Origin of the sequence: Micromonospora sp. NPDC047738 (genome assembly GCF_040642675.1) — a bacterium.
Lineage (GTDB): Bacteria > Actinomycetota > Actinomycetes > Mycobacteriales > Micromonosporaceae > Micromonospora.
In genome coordinates this window covers 26,922-50,878 of record NZ_JBEYSO010000010.1, presented here as the reverse complement: position 1 = coordinate 50,878, position 23,957 = coordinate 26,922, and the positions used below count along the sequence as shown (strand labels likewise).

At 72.0% G+C, this 23,957-nt stretch carries 21 protein-coding genes; 8 read left to right on the top strand and 13 right to left on the bottom strand.

All coding sequences use genetic code 11. From position 1 onward, the window contains the following. Positions 1-95: 95 nt before the first annotated feature. Positions 96-1,835, bottom strand: coding sequence for a bifunctional metallophosphatase/5'-nucleotidase (locus ABZ783_RS18225; protein ID WP_357439387.1), 1,740 nt, complete (start codon positions 1,833-1,835; stop codon positions 96-98). Between the two features lie 290 nt (positions 1,836-2,125). Between ABZ783_RS18225 and ABZ783_RS18220 the strand changes: the two genes are divergently transcribed. Beyond that, positions 2,126-2,929: an alpha/beta hydrolase gene (locus tag ABZ783_RS18220; RefSeq protein WP_357439384.1), complete on the top strand. Its 804-nt coding sequence runs from the start codon at positions 2,126-2,128 to the stop codon at positions 2,927-2,929. A 43-nt stretch (positions 2,930-2,972) separates the two neighbouring features. Here the strand turns inward: ABZ783_RS18220 and ABZ783_RS18215 are convergent, their stop codons facing one another. Continuing rightward, the gene (locus ABZ783_RS18215) at positions 2,973-3,752 is read right to left on the bottom strand and encodes a phosphodiesterase (protein WP_357439381.1); all 780 of its coding nucleotides are present in this window, start codon (positions 3,750-3,752) and stop codon (positions 2,973-2,975) included. 174 nt (positions 3,753-3,926) lie between these two features. Between ABZ783_RS18215 and ABZ783_RS18210 the strand changes: the two genes are divergently transcribed. Next, a complete protein-coding gene (locus tag ABZ783_RS18210; protein ID WP_357439378.1) occupies positions 3,927-5,348 on the top strand; it encodes a diguanylate cyclase in 1,422 nt (473 codons plus the stop codon). A gap of 159 nt (positions 5,349-5,507) precedes the next feature. Here the strand turns inward: ABZ783_RS18210 and ABZ783_RS18205 are convergent, their stop codons facing one another. Continuing rightward, positions 5,508-6,569: an aspartate-semialdehyde dehydrogenase gene (locus ABZ783_RS18205; RefSeq protein WP_357439375.1), complete on the bottom strand. Its 1,062-nt coding sequence runs from the start codon at positions 6,567-6,569 to the stop codon at positions 5,508-5,510. Positions 6,570-6,575: 6 nt separating this feature from the next. Further along, a complete protein-coding gene (locus ABZ783_RS18200) occupies positions 6,576-7,841 on the bottom strand; it encodes an aspartate kinase (RefSeq protein ID WP_357439372.1) in 1,266 nt (421 codons plus the stop codon). 248 nt (positions 7,842-8,089) lie between these two features. On the opposite strand from ABZ783_RS18200, the gene ABZ783_RS18195 reads away from it, so the two are divergent. Both ABZ783_RS18195 and ABZ783_RS18190 read left to right on the top strand, forming a co-directional pair. Next, entirely contained in the window at positions 8,090-8,863 is a 774-nt protein-coding gene (locus ABZ783_RS18195) for a hypothetical protein (RefSeq protein ID WP_357439370.1), read from the top strand. An 85-nt stretch (positions 8,864-8,948) separates the two neighbouring features. After that, the gene (locus ABZ783_RS18190) at positions 8,949-9,479 is read left to right on the top strand and encodes a nitroreductase family protein (RefSeq protein WP_357439367.1); all 531 of its coding nucleotides are present in this window, start codon (positions 8,949-8,951) and stop codon (positions 9,477-9,479) included. A gap of 110 nt (positions 9,480-9,589) precedes the next feature. Here the strand turns inward: ABZ783_RS18190 and ABZ783_RS18185 are convergent, their stop codons facing one another. Next, positions 9,590-10,009 (bottom strand): helix-turn-helix domain-containing protein, encoded by a 420-nt coding sequence (locus ABZ783_RS18185; RefSeq protein WP_357439364.1) that lies wholly within the window; start codon positions 10,007-10,009, stop codon positions 9,590-9,592. Further along, positions 10,006-10,578, bottom strand: coding sequence for a hypothetical protein (locus ABZ783_RS18180; protein WP_357439362.1), 573 nt, complete (start codon positions 10,576-10,578; stop codon positions 10,006-10,008). The genes ABZ783_RS18185 and ABZ783_RS18180 overlap by 4 nt, the downstream gene beginning before the upstream one ends. 76 nt (positions 10,579-10,654) lie before the next feature. Between ABZ783_RS18180 and ABZ783_RS18175 the strand changes: the two genes are divergently transcribed. Both ABZ783_RS18175 and leuA read left to right on the top strand, forming a co-directional pair. After that, positions 10,655-11,965 (top strand): MFS transporter, encoded by a 1,311-nt coding sequence (locus tag ABZ783_RS18175; protein WP_357439358.1) that lies wholly within the window; start codon positions 10,655-10,657, stop codon positions 11,963-11,965. A gap of 350 nt (positions 11,966-12,315) precedes the next feature. Further along, on the top strand, positions 12,316-14,067 hold the full coding sequence (gene leuA / locus ABZ783_RS18170; protein ID WP_357439355.1) for a 2-isopropylmalate synthase: 1,752 nt from the start codon (positions 12,316-12,318) through the stop codon (positions 14,065-14,067). A gap of 123 nt (positions 14,068-14,190) precedes the next feature. Here leuA and ABZ783_RS18165 read toward each other — a convergent pair whose 3' ends face one another. Then, entirely contained in the window at positions 14,191-15,672 is a 1,482-nt protein-coding gene (locus ABZ783_RS18165; protein WP_357439352.1) for an MFS transporter, read from the bottom strand. Positions 15,673-15,781: 109 nt separating this feature from the next. Here ABZ783_RS18165 and ABZ783_RS18160 point away from each other — a divergent pair, with 109 nt between their 5' ends. Then, positions 15,782-16,426, top strand: a complete 645-nt coding sequence (locus ABZ783_RS18160; protein ID WP_357439349.1) for an HNH endonuclease family protein — start codon at positions 15,782-15,784, stop codon at positions 16,424-16,426. A 17-nt stretch (positions 16,427-16,443) separates the two neighbouring features. After that, positions 16,444-16,836 (top strand): hypothetical protein, encoded by a 393-nt coding sequence (locus ABZ783_RS18155; protein WP_357439347.1) that lies wholly within the window; start codon positions 16,444-16,446, stop codon positions 16,834-16,836. A 213-nt stretch (positions 16,837-17,049) separates the two neighbouring features. On the opposite strand, the gene ABZ783_RS18150 is transcribed toward ABZ783_RS18155, so the two are convergent. From ABZ783_RS18150 to recR, 6 genes are all read right to left on the bottom strand, one after another. Beyond that, on the bottom strand, positions 17,050-18,147 hold the full coding sequence (locus ABZ783_RS18150) for an ABC transporter ATP-binding protein (RefSeq protein ID WP_357439344.1): 1,098 nt from the start codon (positions 18,145-18,147) through the stop codon (positions 17,050-17,052). Next, on the bottom strand, positions 18,144-19,130 hold the full coding sequence (locus tag ABZ783_RS18145) for an ABC transporter ATP-binding protein (RefSeq protein ID WP_357439342.1): 987 nt from the start codon (positions 19,128-19,130) through the stop codon (positions 18,144-18,146). The genes ABZ783_RS18150 and ABZ783_RS18145 overlap by 4 nt, the downstream gene beginning before the upstream one ends. Before the next feature lie 55 nt (positions 19,131-19,185). Next, on the bottom strand, positions 19,186-20,127 hold the full coding sequence (locus tag ABZ783_RS18140; RefSeq protein WP_073837894.1) for an ABC transporter permease: 942 nt from the start codon (positions 20,125-20,127) through the stop codon (positions 19,186-19,188). Positions 20,128-20,222: 95 nt separating this feature from the next. Beyond that, a complete protein-coding gene (locus ABZ783_RS18135) occupies positions 20,223-21,230 on the bottom strand; it encodes an ABC transporter permease (RefSeq protein ID WP_357439339.1) in 1,008 nt (335 codons plus the stop codon). A 90-nt stretch (positions 21,231-21,320) separates the two neighbouring features. Next, complete coding sequence (locus tag ABZ783_RS18130; protein ID WP_357439337.1) at positions 21,321-22,991, bottom strand: ABC transporter substrate-binding protein; 1,671 nt, start codon at positions 22,989-22,991, stop codon at positions 21,321-21,323. A gap of 371 nt (positions 22,992-23,362) precedes the next feature. Then, positions 23,363-23,956, bottom strand: a complete 594-nt coding sequence (gene recR, locus ABZ783_RS18125) for a recombination mediator RecR (RefSeq protein WP_089004880.1) — start codon at positions 23,954-23,956, stop codon at positions 23,363-23,365. Between the last annotated feature and the right edge of the window lies 1 nt (position 23,957).

Genomic DNA, 23,957 nt, shown 5'->3' with positions numbered 1-23,957 from the left:
GCCGCCCGCCGGCGGCCGCTTGAGGCGAGCGGAGGACCGGACGCGAACGGGCCCCGGAGCGGCTGCTCCGGGGCCCGTCGTGGTGCGGGTCGCCGTCAGGCGGCGGGAACCTCCGCGGTGGTCTGGATCCGGTCCAGCGCCGGCGGCGAGACCGGCGACTTCGCGGTCAGGTACGCGGTGAAGGCGTCCAGGTCGATCATGCCGGTGACCTGGTTCTTCCCACCCGGGAGGACGCTGAAGCCGTCGCCGCCACCGGAGAGGAAGTTGTTCACCGTGACCCGGTAGGTCGCGGTGTCAACGACCGGGGTGCCGTTGATGGTGAGGCTGCCCCGGACCACCCGGGTGCCGCTGCACGGCGCGCTGGCGGGCGCCGTGGTGCCGTTGACGTCGACGACGTAGTGCACCGTCGAGGACGCGTAGAGCACCCGGGCGACGGTGAACTGCTGCTCCAGCATGCAGTAGAGCTGCGCACCGGTCAGGTCCAGCGTCACCAGGTTGTTGGCGAACGGCTGGACGGTGAACGCGTCGGAGTAGGTGACCCGACCGGCACCGAGGTCGGCGCGGACCCCGCCCGGGTTCATGAACGCGGCCACCGCGTTCTGCTCGTTGTCGGTGGCGGCGAGCTGGGCGTCCGCGATCACGTTGCCGAGCGCCGACTCACCGGTCTGGTACGTCGGCTTGCCGTTGGCGTCGACCCCGGTCTGGTACAGGTTCTCCTGGCTCCGGGTGATCGCAGCGGTGGTCTCACCGACCACCTTGTCGGCGACCGGGCCGAGCGCGGTCTTGTAGTGGGTGATCAGGTCGGTGGTGGCGGTGTCCTTCGAGACGTCCCGGGTGACCACGACGTTGTTCGCCTTGGCGCTGATGACGTCCTTGGTACGCCGGTCGATCTTCAGGTCGATGTCGGTGACCAGGCGACCGAACGAGCTGGCGCTGGTGACCAGCTTGCCGTTGACGTTGCAGTTGTACGCGGCGTGGGTGTGCCCGCTGACGATCACGTCGATGGCCGGGTCCATCCGGTTGGCGAGGTCGACGATCGGGCCGCTGAACCCGGTGCAGTCGTTGATGCCGCCGCCGTTCTGCACGCCGCCCTCGTGCAGCAGCACGACGATGGCCTGCACACCCTGGGCCTGCAGGATGCGGGCGTACTTGTTGGCGGTGTCGGCCTCGTCGGCGAAGCTCAGGCCGGCGACACCCTGCTGGCTGACGATCTGCGGGGTGCCCTCCAGGGTCATCCCGATGAAGCCGACCTTGATGCCGTCGACCTTCTTGATGCCGTACGGCGGCAGCAGCGGCTGGCCGGTGGCGGTCTTGAAGGCGTTCGCCGAGAGGTACTGGAACTTGGCGCCGTTGAACGGGGTGCCGTCGGCGCAGCCGTCGACCGGGTGGCAGCCGCCGTTCTGCATGCGCAGCAGCTCGGTGGCGCCCTCGTCGAACTCGTGGTTGCCGACGCTGGTGAAGTCGAGGCCGGCCAGGTTCATCGTTTCGATGGTCGGCTCGTCGTGGAAGGCCGCGGAGAGCAGCGGCGAGGCGCCGATCAGGTCACCGGCGCCGACCGTGATGGTGCGCTCCCGCTCCTCCTCGGTGGTGCCGCGCAGCTTGTTCAGCTGGGTGGCCAGGTATTCGGCGCCACCCGCGGTCTTGCCATCGATGGTGCCGCTGGAGCCGGTCGGCGGCTCGAGGTTGCCGTGGAAGTCGTTGATGGCGAGCAGCTTGACATCAACCGGCTTCGGATCGGCCTCAGCCTGATTCGGTTGGACGGCGACCGCGGTGAACGCGGTCGCGGCGAGTGCGGCCAGGCCGACAGCGGCCCGGCGCATGCCGGGGACGGACATGGGACTCCTCGTGAGATACCGGCGCGTGGCGGGTCCGGACGATGGTTCGCCCGGCGACCCTGCTGTGTGCCGTGACAGGGGTCGGTCGGCGGACGGCGTGAATCGGGGGAAACGCCGCCCCGCCGGGGGCAAGCTTCTCATCCGCCGGGCGATCGGTCGACCGGGGCGGCACACCTGGATGCTGGACGGAGGCGGCGACGTGCACCGGTCTGCCCGAAGAGTCCGACATGACGGGCAGATGAATTCCTTCACGGCCCCCCGCAGTCCCGGGCCGGCAGTAGAAAGTAGCCATGACCTCGAACGGGACCACCTGGACGGTGGATACGGTGCGGTCCGCCGATGGCACCATGATCGCGTACGAGACCGCCGGGGAGGGACCGCCGATCATCCTGGTCGGCGGGGCCTTCAACGACCGCGGCACCACCCGTCCGCTGGCCGCCGCGCTGGCGTCCGACTTCACGGTGTACGGCTACGACCGGCGGGGGCGCGGCGCCAGCGGCGACACCGGGCCGTACGCGGTGCAGCGGGAGATCGAGGACCTGGCGGCGCTGATCGACCGGACGGGCGGCCGGTCCCACCTCTACGGCCTCTCCTCGGGGGCGATCCTCGCCGGGTACGCGGCCGCCGAGGGGCTGCCGGTCATCGCGCTGGCGCTGTTCGAGCCCCCGTTCCAGGCCGGGCCGCACGGCGGCCCCAAGCCGGGGCTGGCCGTACGCCTGGCCGAACTGGTGTCGGCGGGCCAACGCGACGACGCGGTCGGGCTGTTCCTGATCGAGGCGGTCGGGGTGCCGGCCGAGGCGGTCTCCGGCATGCGCGGCACGCCGGAGTGGGCCTGGATGGAAGGGCTGGCGCACACCCTGGCGTACGACACCACGGTGACCGGCGGCGGCGAACTGCCGGCCGCCCGGCTCGCCACGATCGCCGTACCGACGGTCGTGGTGGACAGCACGGGCAGCCCGGGCTGGCTGCGGGACGCGGCCGCCGCGACGGCCGGGGCGATCCCCGGCGCCACCCACCTCAGCCTGGCGGGTGGTTTCCACGAGGTGCCGCCGGAGACGCTGGCCCCGGCGCTGCGTGCCGCCCTGCTGCACTGAGCCGGCCGGCTCGTACCCGACGGACCAGGGCCGGTCCACGGCTTCAGAACCAGCAGGTCTGCCCGGCGGCGTGGCTGACCTGGACGGTGTGCGTGACACAGCCGCCGTCGGCCACCCGGTGCAGCAGGAAGGCGGTCGGCTCGGCGACCAGCCCGATCTCCTCGTCCTCGCTCATGGTCAGGCTGGCCTGCACCCAGGTGCTCGGCGCGGTGGTCAGCACCGTCCCGGCGAACGCGCTGGTCACCGCCCGGTGCAGGTGACCGGCGGTGACCCGGACGACATGGGGATGCCGCCCGATCACCGCGGCGAGCGCCTCGGCGTCGGCGAGCCGGATGGCGTCGGCGGCCGGGACGCCGACGGCGACCGGCGGATGGTGTAGACACACGACGGCGGGCGCGTCCGGCCGGCCGGCGAGCACCCCGTCGAGCCAGCCGAGTTGCTCCTCGCCGAGCCGCCCACCGCTGCCGCCGGGAGCGAGCGAGTCGAGCACCACCAGCGTCGCGTCCGGGTGGTCGACGTGGTAGTACGCCGAGAAGCCACCGCCCAGGCAGGGAGTGCCGCCGAAGGTGTCGAGCAGGGACTCCCGATCATCGTGGTTGCCGGTGGCGAGGTGCACCGGCAACGGGAAGCGCCCGATGATGTCGCGCAGCGCGACGTACTCGTCGGGGCGGCCGTTGCTGACCAGGTCACCGGTGATCACCACGCAGTCCGGCCGGGGTCGCAGGGCCAGGACCCGGCCGAGGGCGCGGTGCAGCCCGGACGCCTGCTCGGCGGCGAGCGGGCCGGTGGTCACGTGCGGGTCGCTGAGCTGGGCGATGAGCATCGACGCCTCCTCGGGCCCGGGACCCTCACGCTATCGTCGCGGGCCCCGCCGCGCGGCCCCGCCTTACCCACAGGCGGCGTCCACACCCTGTGGATAGCACATGTGTACGAAGGTCGGTGGACCGTCCGCTGAGTACCCTTGATCGCACCCCGGCCCCCCTTGACCAGGAACGACGTGGATCACGAGCGAGTCCTCCGAGACGTCACGGTCCGCCTCCCGATGGCGTCGACCGCCCTGGAGGCGTGCCGGTGGACGGTCACCGCGCTGGCCCGGCACACCCCGGCGGCCATCTCGATCCTGCTCCAGGTCCACGACCGGCTCCGCTGCGTCGCCGCGACCGGTGCCTGGCAGGTCTTCTCCACCGTGCCGCCGAAGACCGGAATCGTCGGCCGGGTGTACGCCTCCGGCGAGCCCGCCGTCGTCGCCGACGTCACCGCCGACCCCGACCACCTCCCGGTACGCCCCGATGTCACCGCCGAGGTCTGCGTGCCGCTGCGTGGCCCGACGGGCCGGCCGATCGGTGTGCTCGACCTGCAGTGGAGCGGTCCGGTCGAGCTGGACCGGTGGCGGGAGACCGCCGAGCGGCTGGCCGCCCGGCTGGGCGCCCGGATCGTGGCGCTGGACGGCCCGCCGGCCGAGAGCCGCAGCGAGAAGCTGCTCCGGCACGCCGCCGCGATGACCGCAGCGCCCACCGAGTGGGACCTGATGACCGCCGCGATCGCCGCGGCCCGGGACGTCTCGGGCCTCTCCGCCGCCGTGCTGGTTCTCGCCGACCGGCCGGAGCCGCGGCTGAGCGCGCCGACCGGCACGCCCGGGGAGCTGGAGTCCCGGCTCCGGGCCGAGCTGACCGAGGTCGAGCCCGCCGTGCTCGGCCGGCTGATCGCCGGGGCGCACCGGCAGGGCTCGGCGTACACGCTGGGCGAGGCGGGGCACCCGCCGACCGAGGACCACCTGCCGCTGGCCCGGGCCGGGGCGCGCACTCTGGTGACGGTGCCCGTCGGGCCGCCGGACGCCGGCGGGGTGCTGCTGGTCGCCGACGAGCGGCTGCTGCGCCCCGACCCGACCACGGTCAACCTGATGGAGCTGCTGGCCGGGCAGGCGTGGACCTGCCTCGACCGGTTGCGTACGCTCGCCCGGCTGCGCGAGCAGGCCAACTCCGACCCGCTCACCGGGCTGCGTCACACCGGGCCGTTCGGCCGGCGGATCGCGAGCGCCACGCCGGGGCGTACCGCCCTGCTGGCGATCGACGTGGACGGCTTTAAGGACGTCAACGACACCTACGGCCACCAGGCCGGGGACCGGCTGCTGGTCGGGCTGGCCCGGGCGCTGGAGGGGGCGTTGCGGCAGGGCGACGAGCTGTACCGGACCGGCGGCGACGAGTTCGTCGCGGTGATCGAGGTGAGCCGCCCCGAGGAGGCGGTCCGGATCGCCGAGCGGCTCACCGAGGCGGCCCGGCGGACCGGCCGTACGATCAGCGTCGGCGTCGCCCTGCCCCAGCCCGGCGAGTCCCCCGACCTGACCCTCCGCCGCGCCGACCAGGCCCTCTACGCGGTCAAGCGGCACGGCCGCGACGGCGTCCGCCTCGCCGCCGCCTGACCGCTCATGTCCGCCGCGCCCCGGCGCGATCCGCTCCACCTCGGCGAAGTGGCGGCATCCCCCGCCCCTGATCCACCCCCACTTCGGCGAGGTGGCCAGCGTCCGCTGCCGGCCGGTCGTCGCCCGCCAGGGCCGACGCTGGCGGCGCCCCGGGCCGGGTCAGGAGCGGGTGAGTTCGGCGGCGAGGAGCTCGGCGATCTGGGCAGTGTTGAGGGCGGCGCCCTTGCGCAGGTTGTCGCCGGTGACGAAGAGGTCCAGCGCCCGCGGATCGTCCACGGCGCGGCGGATCCGGCCGACCCAGGACGGGTCGGTGCCGACGGCGTCGATCGGCATCGGGAACTCGCCGGCGGCCGGGTCGTCGACCAGGATCACGCCGGGCGCGTTGCGCAGCGCCTCCCGGGCCCCCTCGGCATCCACCTCGGTGGCGAAGACCGCGTGCACGGCGATCGAGTGGCCGGTCACCACCGGCACCCGTACGCAGGTGGCGGATACCTTGAGGTCGGGCAGCCCGAGGATCTTGCGCGACTCGTTGCGCATCTTCAGCTCCTCGGACGACCAGCCGCCGTCGGCCAGCGAGCCGGCCCACGGCACTACGTTGAGCGCGAGCGGGGCCGGGAACGGGCCCAGCTCGTCGCCGACCGCCTGCCGCACGTCGCCCGGACGGGAGCCGAGCACCCGGTCGCCGGCGATCTTGCCGAGCTGGGCGTGCAGCGCGTCCACGCCGGCCTGCCCCGCCCCGGACACCGCCTGGTACGACGCGAGCACCAGTTCCCGCAGCCCGTACTCGCGGTGCAGCGGGGCGACCGCCACGATCATCGCCAGGGTGGTGCAGTTGGCGTTGCCGATGATCCCCTTGGGCCGGTTGCGGACCTGCTCGGGGTTGATCTCCGGGACCACCAGCGGGACGTCCCGGTCCATCCGGAACGCGCCGGAGTTGTCCACCGCGACCGCACCCCGGCTGACCGCGATCGGCGCCCACTCGGCCGAGACCTCGTCCGGGACGTCGAACATCGCCACGTCCACACCGTCGAACGCCTCGGGGCTGAGCGCCTGGACGGTGAGCAGCTCACCCCGGCACTGCACCTGCCGGCCGGCCGAACGCTCGGAGGCGAGGAGCCGGATCTCGCCCCAGACGTTGCGCCGGGAGGAGAGCAGCTGGCACATCACCGTGCCGACGGCACCGGTCGCCCCGACCACGGCGAGGGTGGGCAGCGACGGCATGGCCGGCTACCGCCCGGTGCCCGCGTAGACCACGGCCTCGGACTCGCCGCCCAGATCGAAGGCGTCGTGGATGGCCCGGACCGCCTTGTCGAGGTCGGTGTCCCGGCACACCACGGACACCCGGATCTCCGAGGTGGAGATCATCTCGATGTTCACGCCGGCCGCGCCGAGGGCCGCGAAGAAGCCGGCCGCGACGCCCGGGTGCGAGCGCATGCCGGCGCCGATCAGGGAGACCTTGCCGACGTGGTCGTCGTAGAGCAGGCCCTTGAACTTGACCACGTCCTGGATCTTGCTGAGCGCGGCCATCGCGGTCGGGCCGTCGGTCTTGGGCAGGGTGAACGAGATGTCGGTGCGGCCGGTGCCCTCGGTGGACACGTTCTGCACGATCATGTCGATGTTGATCTCGGCGCCGGCCACGGTGTCGAAGATCCGCGCGGCGGCACCCGGCTCGTCGGGCACCCCGACAATGGTGATCTTCGCTTCGCTGCGGTCGTGGGCGACCCCGGTGATCAGTGCCTGTTCCACAGGAAGGTCCTCCATCGATCCGGTGACCATCGTGCCGGTGTTGGTCGAGTATGACGAACGGACGTGGATCGGCAACCCCGCGCGCCGGGCGTACTCGACGCTGCGCAGGTGCAGCACCTTGGCGCCGCAGGCGGCCAGCTCCAGCATCTCCTCGTAGGTGATGTGCTTGATGTGCCGGGCGTTCGGCACGATCCGCGGGTCGGCGCTGAAGACGCCGTCCACGTCGGTGTAGATCTCGCAGACGTCCGCGTCGAGCGCGGCGGCGAGCGCCACGGCGGTCGTGTCCGATCCGCCTCGGCCCAGCGTGGTGACGTCCTTGGTGTCCTGCGAGACGCCCTGGAAGCCGGCCACGATGACCACCGCGCCCTCGTCCAGCGCGCCCTTGAGGCGGCCCGGGGTGACGTCGATGATCCGCGCCTTGCCGTGCACCGAGGTGGTGATCACGCCCGCCTGCGAGCCGGTGAACGAGCGGGCCTCGTACCCGAGGTTGTGGATGGCCATGGCGAGCAGTGCCATGGAGATCCGCTCCCCGGCGGTGAGCAGCATGTCCAGCTCGCGGCCGGGCGGCAGCGGGCTGACCTGGTTGGCCAGGTCGAGCAGCTCGTCGGTGGTGTCCCCCATCGCGGAGACCACCACGACCACGTCGTCGCCGGCCTTGCGGGCGGCCACGATGCGCTCGGCCACGCGCTTGATCCGCTCGGCGTTGGCGACGGAGGACCCGCCGTACTTCTGCACCACGAGTGCCACGACGGTGCACTCCCTCCCAGCGACGACCCTGAGCGTGCCGACGCCGCCGGATTCCGGTCCGGCGGCGTTTGTCAGACCTCCTCAGGGTATCGGGCGGCGCGCGTCACCGGGCCGGGTGATCCCACCATCCGGCCCGGCGTGGGGCGGCTCACCAGGGCCGGACACTCCGCCGGCGGGCCCCGCGACACGCCGGCGGAACAGCCGTACAGCGGGCTCCTCCGACCCGTCCGGCACCGCAGAATGTCCCGGTGCACGCTCACCTCCGCCCGGCCCGGCGGCTGACCGGTGCCCTGGCGATCGTCCTGCCAGCGCTGCTGGCCGCCTGCACCGCCGCCCCGCCGGAGCCGGTCCCACCCGGCGCCACCGACCCGCCCGCGGAGGTGGACGCGGCCCGTGACGAGCTGGCCGCCCTGGCGGCCGCCGCCCAGGACCGGCACCTCACCGCCACCTACACGTTGACCGGCACGGACGGCTCGGCCCGGACGGTCTCGGTGACCAGCGCGAACGACGGCACCTGGCGGGTGGACGTGCCCGGTTGGGGGCTTGGCGGCACAGTCGACGTGTCGCTCGCCGCCACCGCCGACGGGCTGTTCCAGTGCGCGCTGCCCTCGGCCGGCCGCCCGGAACCGGCGAGCTGCGTACGTCTTGGCGAGCCGGACGACGCCGTGCCCCGGAAGCAGGACGTCCGGGTGCAGCACCCGTTCACCGACTCGCTGGAGGTGCTCACCGACCGGCGGGCCCCGCTCGCGGTGTCACCGGCCACGCCGCCGGCCGGGGTCAGCGGCCAGTGCTACTCGGTCGAGTCGACCTCCGCGTCGCTGAACGCTCCGCTGGACGTGGGCATCTACTGCTACCGGCCGGACGGCACCCCGACCGCGGTCCGCGCCGCCTTCGGCACCCTGAAGCTGGCCGGCGAGCCCGGCCCGGCCCCGGCCACCGTGCGGTTGGCCGGCCCGGTCGCCGAGGGCGAGCCGATCGGCACCGACTCGCCCACCGTCGGCCCGAGCCCGGAAACGCCTTGACCCTATTGTCCGTTACGGGTGCTCTTGACCACATCTGACCGGCCCGGCCGGGGACAGCCAACACCCATCCGGAACGCTCTACCCCATGGCCGACCTCACACCGCTGCTCGCCTTCCGCTGGAGTCCCCGCGCCTTCGACCCGGAGGTCGAACTCGCCGGCGACGATGCCGCCTCGCTGCTGGAAGCCGCCCGCTGGGCGCCGTCGGCCGGGAACGCGCAGCCGTGGCGGTTCGCCCTGGGACACCGGCAGGACGAGACCTGGAAGCGGATCCTCGTCAACCTCCCCGAGCACGACCAGACCTGGGCCCGGCACGCCGCCGCGCTGGTGGTCGGCGCGCACACCGGCGGCGACCCGGAACGGGCCGCGTACGACCTGGGCCAGGCGGTCGCCCACCTGACCGTGCAGGCCAGCGCGCTCGGCCTGCACGTGCACCAGCTCACCCGCTTCGACCGGGCCGGCCTCGCCACCGAACTGGAGCTGGCGCCCGGGATCCGGCCGCTGGTGGTGGCGGCCGTCGGCCGCCTCGGTGACCCGTACGCGCTCCCCGCGGAGCTGCGCGCCCGGGAGACCGCGCTGCGCCGCCGCCACCCCCTCGCCGCGCTCCTCCTCCGGTGACCCGCGCCGCGCCGAAATCGTGCTCGACCCAGGAAGTAGTGCCCTCGGAGTGACCGGGATGCCACTCGATCCAGCATCGAGCACGATCTTGCAAAGCCGGGCGGGGGCGGTCAGCCGCCGCGGCTGGCGCGGAGCAGGGCCATGCCGGCCTCGGTGTTCCGGTAGAGGACGTGCCGGCCCTGCCGGGTCCGGGTGATCAGCCCCGCGGCGAGCAGCGCGGAGAGGTGCTGGGAGACATTCCCGCACGACATGCCCACCCGGCGGGCCAGATCGGTGGTGGTGGCCGCCGTGTCGAGGAGGTTGAGCAACGCGGCGCGGGCCGAGCCGACCACCCGGGCCAGCGGGTCGCCGGGTGGCACGGGGGACACCTCCCAGAGCGTCCCCACCGCCCGGACCGGGTACGTCCCGGCGGGCGGCGAGTCCTCCAACAGGTTCCACAGCACCCGGCGATCGGTGAAGATCCCCGGGTTGAGCACCAGCCCTCGCCCACCCAGGTCGAAGTCGAGCCGCCACGGATCGTCGCTGATCACGCGGTCGCCGAGCCAGCGCAGGGTCGGGTGGAGCTGGCCGAAGAACTGGCCCGCGCCGGCGTCGGCGAGCAGGGCGCCCGGTGGGCTATGTCCGCCTCCAGCAGCGCGCGGATCCGCGGCCAGTCCGGGGCGATCGCCTCGTCGTACCAGACCCGCAGGGCGGTGACGAGCTGCGGCAGCAGGGCACGGGGGTCGTTGAGCAGAGCCTGCCCGAACGGACTCAGCGGGCGCCTCGGCGCGGTGGCCAACAGGTCCCGGACCACCACATCCGGCGGGGTGGCGGCGATCTGTTCCAGCTGCTCCGCCAACTCGATGTCGGGGCGGGCCGCCGGTGGGGTGAGGAAGTCGGGCAGCCAGCGACGCGGCCGGGTCAGCTCGACCAGTGGCCGGACCCGGACCGCGACGTCCGGGCGGCGCAGCGCCGCCCGGGCCCGGTCGATCCAGGGCAGGTGCACCGCGTGCCGGACCGGGTCGTCCAACGCCCACATGCTGGAGACGGTCTCGCCGACCGGGGAGATGGCGAGGCGTACCCCCGCTACGTCGGCCGCACCGAACCGCAGCTGTGACATCACCACCCCCGTCGAGGATTCGGCTCAGCCTAAAAGGCTCGACCGGGCCGCGGGGGGCACGGTTTGCTCGACGCTCATGGGGGCCAGGGACACCATCCGCATCGCCGTCCGGCACGTCGTACCACCGGCCGGCCTGACCCGCGCCCTGGCCGTGCAGGCCATGGTGTACGCCGTCGGCCACGGCCTCTTCCAGGCCGGCAGCGCGGTCTTCTTCACCCGGGCGCTCGGGCTCAGCCCGACCCAGGTCGGACTCGGCCTCTCGCTGGCCGCCGGGGTGTCCCTGCTCGGCACGGTCCCGCTCGGCGCCGTCACCGACCGGTACGGCGCGCAGCGGGTGTGGCTGGTCGGCATGCTGGCGGAGGCGGCGCTCTTCGGGGCGTACCCGTTCGTGGGCGGCTTCGCCGGGTTCCTGGCCGTGGTGGTCGCGCTGGCCGTGGTGGACGCGACCACGGGGGTGGCCCGCCAGGTCTACTCGATCAACGTGCTCCGCCCGGAGGACCGGGTGACCGCGCTGGCCTACCAGCGCTCGGCGCTCAATGTCGGCTTCGGGCTGGGCGCGGTGATCAGCGGCGTGGTGCTGGCCGTGGACACGCTGGCCGCGTACCGGGGGATGGTCTGGTTCAACGCGGCGATGCTGCTGGTCACCGCGATCTTCGTGCACCGGTTGCCGCGGGTGCCGGTCGCGGCCGCACCGGCTGACGGGCCCAGTCGCTTCGCCGTGCTGCGCGACCGGCCGTTCATGGCGGTGTCCCTGCTGGCCGGGCTGCTCAGCGCGCACGGAACGCTCTACCTGGTGGTGCTGCCGCTCTGGGTGCTCAGCCACACCGACGCACCGCGCATCCTGATCGCGGCGCTGGTGCTGCTCAACACGATCCTCGCGGTGCTGCTCCAGGTACGCGCCAGCCGGGGCGCCGACACGGTGGCCGGCGCCGGCCGGGCCCTGCGCGTCGGCGGCCTGTTGATCGCCCTGTTCTGCCTGGTCCTGCCGATCTCGGCGGTGACCGGCGGGGCGCTGACGATCGTGGTGCTGGTGGTGGCGGCGGTGGTGCTCACCCTCGCCGAGCTGGTCCAGTCGGCTGGTGCCTGGGGGATCACCAGCACTCTTCCGCCCGCCGCGCACCGGGGCGCTTACGTCGGCGCGTTCCGGCTCGGCGGGCAGCTCCAGTACCTGGCCGGCCCGGCCGGGCTGACCGCGCTCGGGGTCACCACCGGCGGCTGGGGCTGGTTCCCGCTGGCCGCGCTCTTCGCCGGTGCCGCGGTCGCGGCGGTGCCACTGGTCGGCTGGGCGGCCCGCCGCCCCCGCCTCGGCGAGACCGCGCCGGTCGGGCCGGGCGCCCGTGCGGCGAGTGGACCAGAGGCCGACACGCCCACCCGCGTGCCGGGTTGATCAGGGGCCGGGCGGCGCGTCTGCGGTCGTCGAGCGATCCTGGATCCGTCCCCGAGCCCGCGCGCGGACGCTCTCCCGTGGCACGGCGGTGACTGGGATCCACGTCTCACATGGCGGACCCACCTACCACCGGGCCTCGTGATCACGTAGGGTCACCTTGTCATGTGGCAGGCGCACCTTCTCCTTGGCTGCCGCGACGAGGCCTGACCGGCCGGCACCTCGTCGCGGAGTTGAACCGCGCCGTCCAGCACATCCGAACTTCTTCTCGGCACCGCCCGGCAACGTCGCCCGGCATCTCGCCGACACCTTCCGATCTGCTGACGCCACATGCCCCCAGGGAGCATTCCGAGATGGCTGAATCCGCCACCGAAGCTGAGACCGATCCGATCGCCCGGCAGCGCCCCAGCCGGATGCCGTTCCACCGTTACCTGCCGTACCACCAGCAGTTCCGCCTCGACCTGCCGGACCGCACCTGGCCGACCCGCCGGGTCGAGGCCGCGCCGCGCTGGTGCGCGGTGGACCTCCGCGACGGCAACCAAGCACTGATCGACCCGATGTCGCCGGAGCGCAAGCGCCGGATGTTCCAGCTGCTCGTGCAGATGGGTTACAAGGAGATCGAGGTCGGTTTCCCCTCGGCCAGCCAGACCGACTACGACTTCGTGCGGCAGCTGATCGAGCAGGACCTGATCCCGGAGGACGTCACCATCCAGGTGCTCACCCAGTGCCGGGAGCACCTGATCGACCGGACCTTCGAGTCGCTGCGCGGCGCCCGCCGGGCCATCGTGCACTTCTACAACTCCACCTCGACGCTGCAGCGGCGAGTGGTCTTCGGCCTGGACCGGGACGGCATCACCGACATCGCCACCACCGGCGCCCGGCTCTGCCAGAAGTACGCGGAGATCCACACCCCGGACACCGACATCCACTACGAGTACTCGCCGGAGTCGTACACCGGCACCGAGCTGGAGTACGCGCTGGAGGTCTGCGCCAAGGTCATCGAGGTGGTCGACCCGACCCCGGACCGGAAGCTGATCGTCAACCTGCCGGCCACCGTCGAGATGGCCATGCCGAACGTGTACGCCGACTCGATCGAGTGGATGCACCGGCACCTGCCCCGCCGGGACAGCCTGGTGCTGAGCCTGCACCCGCACAACGACCGGGGCACCGGCGTGGCCGCCGCCGAGCTGGGCCTGCTGGCCGGCGCGGACCGGATCGAGGGCTGCCTGTTCGGCAACGGCGAGCGCACCGGCAACGTCGACCTGGTGACGCTCGGGTTGAACCTGTTCTCGCAGGGCATCGACCCGATGATCGACTTCTCGAACATCGACGAGGTCAAGCGGGCGGTTGAATACTGCAACCAGCTGCCCGTGCACGAGCGGCACCCGTACGCCGGCGACCTGGTCTACACCGCCTTCTCCGGTTCACACCAGGACGCGATCAAGAAGGGCTTCGACGCCCTGCACGTCGACGCCGCCGCGGCCGGCGTGCCGGTCGACGAGTTCACCTGGGCGGTGCCCTACCTGCCGATCGACCCGAAGGACCTGGGCCGCACCTACGAGGCGGTCATCCGGGTCAACTCGCAGTCCGGCAAGGGCGGCGTCGCGTACATCATGAAGAGCGAGCACCAGCTCGACCTGCCGCGCCGCCTCCAGATCGAGTTCTCCGGCGTGGTCCAGCAGGTCACCGACCACGACGGCGGCGAGGTCGAGCCGGCCACCATGTGGGAGATCTTCGCCCGCAACTACCTGGTCGACCACCAGGTCGACCCGGCGGTCGCCCTGACCAGCTACGCCATCGGCACCGCCGACGGCAAGGTCGAGATCGAGGCCCAGGTCGGCTTCGGCGGCGAGGTCCGCCCGCTCACCGCGGTCGGCAACGGCCCGATCGACGCGTACGTCAACGCGCTGCAGTCCCTGGGCGTGGCGGTGCGCGTGCTCGACTACCACGAGCACGCCCTCTCCTCGGGTGGGGACGCGCAGGCCGCCGCGTACGTGGAGTGTGAGGTGGACGGCCGCACGGTCTGGGGCGTCGGGGTGGACCCGAACATCGTGACCGCCTCGGTGAAGGCGGTCACCAGCGCGGTCAACCGCGCCCGCAACTGAGTGGCAGGGAAGGGTCCCCGGTTGGCGCCTCGGGCACCAGCGGGGGCCCTTCCCGTACGCCGGACCCGGCCGGCCGTTGACGCCCCCTTCCGCCATCGAAGACGTCGAGAAACGGTCCGTCCTTCACCGCTTGTCGGGCGGGGTGGAGGCGGGCAGCGACGGGCACGGCTGGGCGCCGGGCGCCTTCCTGGGCGGCCGGTGGATCAGCAGCCCGGCCATCGCGGCGCCGACCAGCAGCAGGCCGGCGCACCAGAACATCGCCGCCCGGAAGGCCCCGGTCAGCGCAGGCTTCTGCTCGTAGCCGGTGCCCGAGAGCCCGACCAACAGGGGCAGCGCGGCCACCGCCAGCAGGTTTCCCGCCCGGGAGGCGGCGTTGCTGAGCCCGCTCGCCACCCCGGCGAACCGGTCGGCCACCGAGGCCAGCACCGAGGCGGTGAGTGGGGCCACCACCAGGGTCAGCCCCGCCCCGAACAGGCCGACCCCGGGCAGCACATCGGTCCAGTACGACGCGCCCGGGCCGACCCGGCGCAACAGCAGCAGGCCGACCGCCGCCACCAACGGGCCGATGGTGAGCGGCAGCCGGGGACCGATCCGGGCGGAGAGCGCGCCGGCCCGGGGTGAGCCCACCAGCAGCAGCAGCGTCATCGGCACGGTGGCCAGGCCGGTGAGCAGCGCCGACCACCCGACGACGTTCTGCAGATACACGGCGAGGAAGAACGTGAAACCGCCGAGGGCCGCGTAGACCACCACGGTGAAGACGTTCAGCACCGAGAAGAGCCGGCTGGAGAAGAGGCCGGTGGGGAGCATCGCACTGTCCCCGCGCCGTCGTTCGGCCAGCACAAAGAGCACCGCCGCGACCACCCCGACCAGCGCCGTCGCGAGCACCGGCGGCGAGCCAGCGCCGCGCGCCGGGGCGTCGATCAGGGCGTACGTGACCCCGCCCAGGGCGAGCGCGCCGAGCAACGCGCCGGTCATGTCGAACCGCCGCCCGCCGCCGGTACGCGAGGCGGTCTCGTCCCGGCTCTCCGGCACCCAGCGCAGCGCGGCGAGCACGACACCGACCGCCAGTGGCAGGTTGATGAAGAAGATCCACCGCCAGGAGAGCGCGTCGATCAGCCAGCCGCCGAGGAGCGGGCCGAGCGTGGTGGAGACCCCGGAGAGCCCGGACCAGATGCCGATCGCCCGGCCCCGGTCGTCCGCGTGGAAGCTGGCCTGGAGCACGGAGAGCGAGCCCGGGGTCAGCAGCGCCCCGCCCGCGCCCTGGAGGACCCGGGCCACGATCAGCCAGCCGGTCCCCTGGGCCAGGCCACAGAGCACGGAGGCCGCGGCGAACCACGCCACCCCGAGCAGGAAGAGCCGCCGGCGGCCGAACCGATCGCCGAGCGCACCGCCGAGCAGGACGAACGAGGCCAGCATCAGCAGATAGCCGTTGACGGTCCACTGCAGATCGGCGACGGTCGCGTGCAGCGCGGAGCCGAGGTGGGGCAGCGCCACGTTGACCACGGTGCTGTCCAGAAAGACCATGCCGGAGGCCAGGATCGTGGCGAACAGGGTGCCCCGCCCGGCGGCGTTGCTGGTCCGGAGCGCGGGAGCAGGTGCCGTCATGGGTATCCACTCTGCCCGGCACCCCCACGCGACGCCACGAATCACAGAAACCGAGGCCGGGGTACTGTGCGGACTCGCCGGGAGCCCGCAAGCTGGAGAGGTGTCGTCTGTGCGTACGAGAGCATTGGTCCGTACCGGGTTGGCAGCCGCGCTCGCCGCGGCGCTCGCCCTCGTCTCGGCCGGTTGCGTGCCGCTGGTCGACGAGCCGGACGCGGCGCCGAGCGACGCCGGCAACGCCATCCAGCAACTCGACGAGCTGACCGTCGCCGCAGCCGGCTCGATGAAGGGCTACAGCCGGACCCGTTTTCCGCACTGGCGGGGTACGGGCAAGAACTGCGACGTGCGGGACAGCGTGCTGCAACGAGACGGGGGGAGCATCAAGCTCTCCGGGTGCAACGTGGTCGGCGGCCACTGGGAGAGCCGGTACGACGGGCTGGTCCTGACCGACCCGGCGGACGTGGACATCGACCACGTGGTGCCGCTGGCCAACGCCTGGCGCTCGGGCGCGGACGAGTGGGACGACTCGAAGCGCGGCGACTTCGCCAACGACCTGACCCGGCCGCAGCTCGTGGCGGTTTCCGCGCGCTCCAACCGGGCAAAGGGTGATCAGGACCCGTCCCAGTGGAAGCCGGCGAACCGGTCGTACTGGTGCCAATACGCCGCGGACTGGGTGACGGTCAAGCACTACTGGCGGCTGACGGTGACCACTGCCGAGAAGGCCGCCCTCACCGACATGTTGGAGGGCTGCAAATGAGCGAGCGGGGTGCCGGCATGAGCGAGCACGGGACGCCGACGGGGCCGGCCACGGCCGGGATGTCGGTGGACGGCGCTCCGCCCGCCCCCGCCGACGTGTCCGGTGCGGGCATGTCCGCGGACGCCGTTCCGGGAGCGCCTACCGGTGGCGCGCCGGCCGGGCCGCAGCAGCGGATCACCGACTTCACGGCCGGCCCGGGCGGGGTGATGACGGACGAGGTCGGTGTGGTGACCGGCGAGCTGACCCTACGTACCGAACTCGCCGGCGGTCAGGTCACCCTGTCCGTGCAGTACAAGGACGCCGACGAGTGGTACGCGGTGACCGGCGGCCGGGCACCGCTGGCCGACCCGGCTGGGCTGGACGCCGTGCACACCATCGCGGTGGCCCTGCTCAACCGGCCCGAGGGCTGACCCGAACTCGTCGCAGCTGGATAGCGGTCCGGTCGGGGCGGGTGCGGCCGATCCGCCATCTCGGGTCGCCGCTGCGGATCCAGTTGGCCGTACCCCCGAATGACGCGATCGGCGGGTGGGCCGGACGCTTGGTCCGGGCCCACCCGCCGGTTCGCGATGTGGCCGGTGGCCGACCCGGTGGGGATGCCCCGTCCGGGCCGGCCGACCAAATCGTCAGAGTGTCGGGATCAGCTCGCCGGGGTCGCCCGGCGCCGCGCCCTCGTCCGGCCGGACCAGCTCCGGCTCCACCTCGTGCGGCCGGATCCGGCCGGCCGCGATGTCCTCGGCGTAGTGGCAGGCCACCCGGTGTCCGCTGAGCACCTCGCGCAGCGCCGGCCGCTCGTCGGCGCAGCGGGTCGGCTGGGCCCACGGGCAGCGGGTGTGGAACCGGCAACCGGCCGGCGGGTTCGTCGGCGAGGGCAGGTCACCGGCGAGCAGGATCCGCTCCCGGCGGTCCTCCACCACCGGGTCCGGCACCGGCACCGCCGACATCAGCGCCTTGGTGTAGGGATGCATCGGCTCGCGGTAGAGGTCGTCGCTGGACGCCTCCTCCACCAGGCCACCGAGGTACATCACGCCCACCGTGTCGGCGATGTGCCGGACCACCGCGAGGTCGTGGGCGATGATCAGGTACGTCAGGCCGCGCTCGTTCTGCAGGTCCTCCAGCAGGTTGAGCACCTGGGCCTGGATCGACACGTCCAGCGCGGACACCGGCTCGTCGGCGACGATCAGGTCGGGGTCGAGCACCAGCGCCCGGGCGATGCCGATCCGCTGCCGCTGGCCGCCGGAGAACTCGTGCGGGTACTTGCTCAGCGCGGAGGCGGGCAGGCCGACCGCGGCCAGCGCCTCCCGCAGCTTCTTGGTGGTGGCCGCCTTGTCGCCGGCCAGGCCGTGCGCCTTGAGCCCCTCGACCAGCAGCGACTCCACCGACTGGCGGGGGTCGAGGCTGGACAGCGGGTCCTGGAAGATCATCTGCATCCGGCGGCGGGCCCGGCGCATCGACTCGCCCTTCAGCGAGCGGATGTCGGTGCCGTCGAAGACGATCTCGCCGGCGGTGGGCTCGACCAGCCGCAGCAGGCCCCGCCCGAGGGTGGACTTGCCACATCCCGACTCGCCCACCAGGCCGTACGTCTCACCCTTGTTGATCGACAGCGAGACGCCGTCGACGGCGTACACGTAGCCGACGGTGCGGTCGATGAACACGCCGCTCTTGATCGGGAAGTGGACCTTGACGTCGCGCAGTTCGACCAGTGGTCCGGTCCGCTCGGTCACGGCACCGCCACCTCCTCGGAAACGGGGTTGTTGCAGCGCAGGTCGCCGCCGGTGGCGGTGGGTTCGAGCGGAGGCGCGCCCTCCAGGCAGGCGTCCACCACGTTGTTGCAGCGGGGGGCGAAGGCGCACCCCTCGACCCACGGGATGTTGTCGGCGACGGAGCCGCGGATGGCGTGCAGGGGCTCACCCCGGGGCGAGTCCAGCCGCGGCACCGAGTTGAGCAGCCCGTGCGTGTACGGGTGCCGCGGCCGGGCGAACAGCTCGTGCCGGGCGGCCCGCTCGACCACCTTGCCGCCGTAGAGCACGTTGACCGTGTCGCAGAGGCCGGCCACCACGCCCAGGTCGTGCGTGATCATGATGAGCGCGGTGCCGGTCTCGTCGACGAGCTGCTTGAGCAGGGTCAGGATCTGCGCCTGGATGGTCACGTCCAACGCGGTGGTCGGCTCGTCGGCGATCAGCAGCCGCGGCTTGCAGGCCAGCGCGATGGCGATCAGGGCGCGCTGCCGCATGCCGCCGGAGATCTGGTGCGGGTATTCCTTGAGCCGCCGGTTCGGGTCGGGGATGCCGACCGCGTCGAGCAGCTCCCGGGCCTCCTTCAGCGCCACCTTGCGGTCCATGCCGCGGTGCCGCTCCAGCACCTCGGCGACCTGGACGCCGATCGGCACGACCGGGTTCAGCGAGGAGAGCGGGTCCTGGAAGATCATGCCGATGTCCCGGCCGCGCCGGTCCCGCATGTCGTTCGGGCGGAGCTGGAGCAGGTCGGTGCCGTCGAAGAGCACCTCGCCGGTGACCTTGTTGCCGCGCCGGGGCAGCAGGCCCATGATCGCCAGGCTGGTCACGCTCTTGCCGCAGCCGGACTCGCCGACCAGGCCCACGGTCTGCCCCGGCTCCACACTGAAGCTGACCTTGTCGACCGCGGTGAACGACTGCTCACCGCGACGCTGGAACACCACGCTCAGATCGCGTACGTCGAGCAGGCTCATCGGGTCACTTCCTCTCGCCGATCGGCGGCGGTCGTGCTGGTCTGACGCATCGCCGTCACCGCCGGTTCTTCGGGTCGATCGCATCGCGCATGCCCTCACCCAGCAGGGTGAAGCCGAGCGCGACCACGATGATCGCCAACGCCGGGTAGTAGGCCAGCTCGGGCCGGACCTCGAAGTAGCGGACGCCGTCCACACCGAGCATCAGGCCCCACTCGGCCCGGTTGATGTCCGGGTCGCCGAGCCCGAGGAAGGAGAGCGACGCGGCCTCCAGGATCGCGGTGGAGAGGGTCAGCGTGGCCTGCACGATCACCGCGGTCATCGCGTTGGGCAGCATGTGCCGCAGCACGATGGACCGTTGCTTCACGCCGAGCGCCCGGGCGGCCAGCACGTGGTCGCTCTCCCGCTGGGCCAGCATCGAGCCGCGCAGCAGCCGGGCGAAGATCGGCACGTTGACGATGGCCACCGCGAGGATCACGGTCCACTGGCTCGACCGGCTGGCCATGGCGACCAGGCTGATCGCCAGCAGCAGAGCCGGCAGGGCCAGCATCACGTCGGTGAGCCGCATCAGGATGTTGTCGACCCAGCCGCCGAACGCGCCGGCGACGGCGCCGATCAGCGCCCCGAGCGCCAGCCCGATCAGCGTGGCGAACACGCCGACGAAGAGGGTCTGCCGGCTGCCGTAGATCAGGCGGGACAGGAAGTCCCGGCCGAGCGGATCCGACCCGAGGGGGAAATCGCTGCTGGCCCCGGGAATGCTGTCGACGGTGAGGTTCTTGGTGAGCTCGTCGAAACGCTGCGCCGGGTCGTGCGGCGCGAGCAGCGGCGCGAAGATCGCCACCAGGACGAACACCGCGACGATGGCCGCGCCGAACATGGCGACCGGGTTGCGCCGCAGCCGGCGGAAGGCGTCCCGGACGAGGCTCACGCCGCCCTTGTCGGCGCTGGCGCGAGCCAGCTCGTCCAGCCGCGCCTTCTTCCGGTCGCCGAGCCGGCCGATGCCGCGCTCGGTCGCGTTCGCCGGCCGTTCGCCGGTGCCGGTTGGGTCGGCGCCGTCGCGGGGGGCGGCCACCCCGGGCCGGGTGATCGGGTCGCTCATCGCACACGCACCCTCGGGTCGATGACGGCGTAGGAGAGGTCGACCAGGAGGTTGACCACCACGAAGACCAGCGCGGCCAGCAGGATCAGCGCCTGCAGCACGGGGTAGTCGCGGCCGCCGCTGATCGAGTCGGTGATCAGCGTGCCCAGGCCGCCCCAGTTGTAGACCTTCTCGGTGAGCACCGCGCCGGAGAGCAGCGCGCCGGTCTGCAGGCCGATGGTGGTGACCACGGGCAGCAGGGCGTTGCGCAGGACGTGCCGGCCCCGGATGGTCTTGTGCCGCAGGCCCTTCGCCTCCGCGGTGCGGACGTAGTCCTCGTTGAGCACGTCCAGCACGCTGGCCCGGGTCATTCGAACGATCACCGCCAGCGGGATGGTGGCCAGGGTGAACGCGGGCAGGATCAGGTGCCACAGCGCGTCGGCGGTGACGTCGAACTCGCGGGTGAGCAAGCTGTCGAGGAGGAAGAACCCGGTGATGTTGGTGTTGTCCACGCCGGTGCTGATCCGCCCGGAGGGCGGGAACCAGTGGATGTTCTGGGTGAAGACGTCCTTGAGCAGGTAGCCCAGGAAGAAGATCGGGATCGAGATGCCGAGCAGAGTGCCGGCGATGCTCAGGTTGTCCAGCAGCCGGCCACGGAAGCGGGCGGCGAGGTAACCGAGCGGTACGCCCAACCCGATCGCGATGATCATGGCGGCCAGGGCCAGCTCGATGGTGGCCGGGAAGGCCCGCCCCATCACCTCCGTGACCGCGTCGCCGGTCCGGATCGAGTTGCCGAAGTCGCCGGTCAGCACCCGCTGCATGAACTTGGCGTACTGCACCAGGATCGGCTGGTCATAGCCGAGCGCCTTGGTCAGCAGGGCGCGCGTCTCGGGGGTGGCCCGCTCGCCGAGCAGCGCGTCGACCGGACCGCCCGGAAGGTTCCGCAGCCAGATGAAGATGAGCGCCGACAGCGCTATCAGGGTCACCACCAGCTGGAGCAGGCGGCGGACTATGACTCGCAACATCTCTCACACCAGATTCTCGATAACAGCGGGTCGGCCCGGGCCGGGGAAGCCCGGCCCGGGCCGATTCCGCGTACGGCGTCAGTGGCGGTGTCAGCCGACGCTGACGCTGTTGAACCGCTCGTCGGTCAGCGGGCTGGCCACCATGCCCTTGACGTCCTTGGTGACCACGATGGCCGGCGGGGCGTGCCAGACCGGCACGGCCGGCAGCCACTTGGCGGCGATGTCACGGTTGACCTGCTCCCACGCGGCCTTCTTGCCGGCCTCATCGACCGTGCCGTCGGCCTTGGTGATGGCGTCGAACATCTCGGTCATCGCCTGGTCGCCGAACTCGATCTTGCCGCGACCGAAGAACGTCCCGACGAAGTTGCCCGGGTCGTTGTAGTCACCGGTCCAGCCGAGGATGTGCAGGTCCTGTTTGCCGAAGGTCTGCACGTCGTCCTTGAAGCCACCGTTCCACGGGCGCGGCACACCGTTGACCTTGATGCCGACAGCCTGCAGGTCGTTGGCGAGGACGGTGAAGATCTCCTGCGGGTTCGGCATGTACGGCCGGGAGACGTCGGTCGGGTAGAAGAAGTTGAGCGTCAGACCCTCGGCGCCCGCCTCCTTGAGGAGCTGCTTGGCCTTCTCCGGGTTGTAGTCGTACTTCTGCACGTCCGGCGCGTAGCCGAGCACGGTGTCCGGCATGAACTCGTCGGCGACCTTGGTGCCACCCGGGCCCTTGGTCTGGACGAGCTGCTGACGGTTGAGGGCGTAGGCGATCGCCTGACGCACCCGCAGGTCCTTCAGCTTCGGGTTCTTCTGGTTGATGCCCAGGTAGAGGATGTTGAACGCCGGGCGGTTGATGACGTTGAAGCCCTCACCCTCCAGCGCCTTGCGGTCGGCCGGGGCCGGGAAGTCGATGCCCTGGACGGTGCCGGCCCGCAGCTCCTGCTTGCGGGTGTTCTCGTCCTTGATGATCTTGATGATCAGCTTGTCGACCTTGGCCTTGTCGCCGAAGTAGTCGGGGTTCCGGTTCAGGGTGATCTCGCCCTTGGCCTTGTCCCAGCCGCCGAAGGTGAACGGGCCGGTGCCGACCGGGTGCTCGTTGGCGAACGCGCCGTACTCGAAGGAGTCGCCGTTCTGCTTGACCGTGTCGGCGTCGTACTTCTTCAGCGCGTCCGGGCTGGCGATCGACAGCGAGGTCAGCGCGAAGGCACCGGGGAAGGCGCCCTTGTACTGGTTGAGGGTGAGGACGGCGGTGTTGTCGTCCTTGGCCTCGCACTTGTTGTAGAGCGCCTTGCCGGCGCCCTCAACCTCGTTGTTGGCGAAACCGCCGAAGACGTCCATGTAGTAGATCATGTTCGCCTGGGCCGCGGCGCCCTTCATGTTGTACCAGCGGTCGAAGTTGAAGCAGACCGCGGCGGCGTTGAAGGCGGTGCCGTCGTGGAACTTCACGCCCTTGCGGAGCTTGAAGGTCCAGACCTTGCCCTCGGCGTCGTGCTCCCAGCTCTCCGCCAGGCCGCCCACCAGGTCCGCCGTGCCCGGCTTGTGCGTGACCAGGGTGTCGAACATCTGCCGGATAGGACGGAAGGACTCGCCGTCGTCGTTGAAGATCGGGTCGAAGTTCTTCGGGTCACCGGCACCCGCGAAGACGAAGGTGCCGCCGGTCTTGGCCCCACCGCTCTCACCGTCGCGCTCGCTCTTGGCGCAGCCGGACGCCCCGACCGCCAGAGCGGCTGCGGCCGCGAGGGCCACGGCCGCTTTACGCCTGCTCGCCTGCATCTCTCACCTCTGTCATGCGCCTGTCCACGCCGAAGTTGTGGCTCAGTCCGTGTGCGGGAGGCTATGACACGACACACCGAAGCGGAACGCCCGTTAGGCAATCTCTATCAAGCCGACACCAAGCCGCCGGTCTGACAGAGACCTATCTCGCGACAAACAGGACTGTCACAGTCGTGAGCAGATGGTGGGATCGGGCCATCCCCGCAAATCGCCCCGGCCGGCCAGCGACGCGCCGAACGGCACTCATCCCACATTCCGGTTACGGCACCATCGCTGCCGTCAAGCGGGTCAGCGGCCCGAGCGGGGCGGGCCGGAGGCGTGGCACCGGCCGGGCAGGCGCCCGCCACCACCTCCGTGCCCGGAGCGGGCGCTCAGATCGCCCGACGCCCCTCGAACGCCCGGCCGAGGGTGATCTCGTCGGCGTACTCCAGGTCGCCGCCGACCGGCAGGCCGCTCGCCAGCCGGGTCACCGCGATGCCCATCGGCTTGACCATCAGCGCCAGGTACGTCGCGGTCGCCTCGCCCTCGGTGTTCGGGTCGGTGGCGAGGATCAGCTCGCGGACCGCGCCCCCGCCCAGCCGGGTCATCAGCTCGCGGATCCGCAGGTTGTCCGGGCCGATCCCCTCCAGCGGGTTGATCGCCCCGCCCAGCACGTGGTAACGGCCCCGGAACTCGCCGGTCCGCTCGATCGCCACCACGTCCTTCGGCTCCTCCACCACGCAGAGCACCTCATCGGTACGCCGCGGATCCCGGCAGATCCGGCACTGCTCCGACTCGGCCACGTTGAAGCAGGTGGTGCAGAACCGCACCAGCTCCTTGACCTTGCGCAGCGCACCGGCCAGCCGGTTCACGTCCGCCGGATCCGCCGACAGGACGTGGAACGCGATCCGCTGGGCGCTCTTCGGGCCCACGCCCGGCAGCCGGCCCAGCTCGTCGATCAGGTCCTGGATGGCACCCTCGTACATC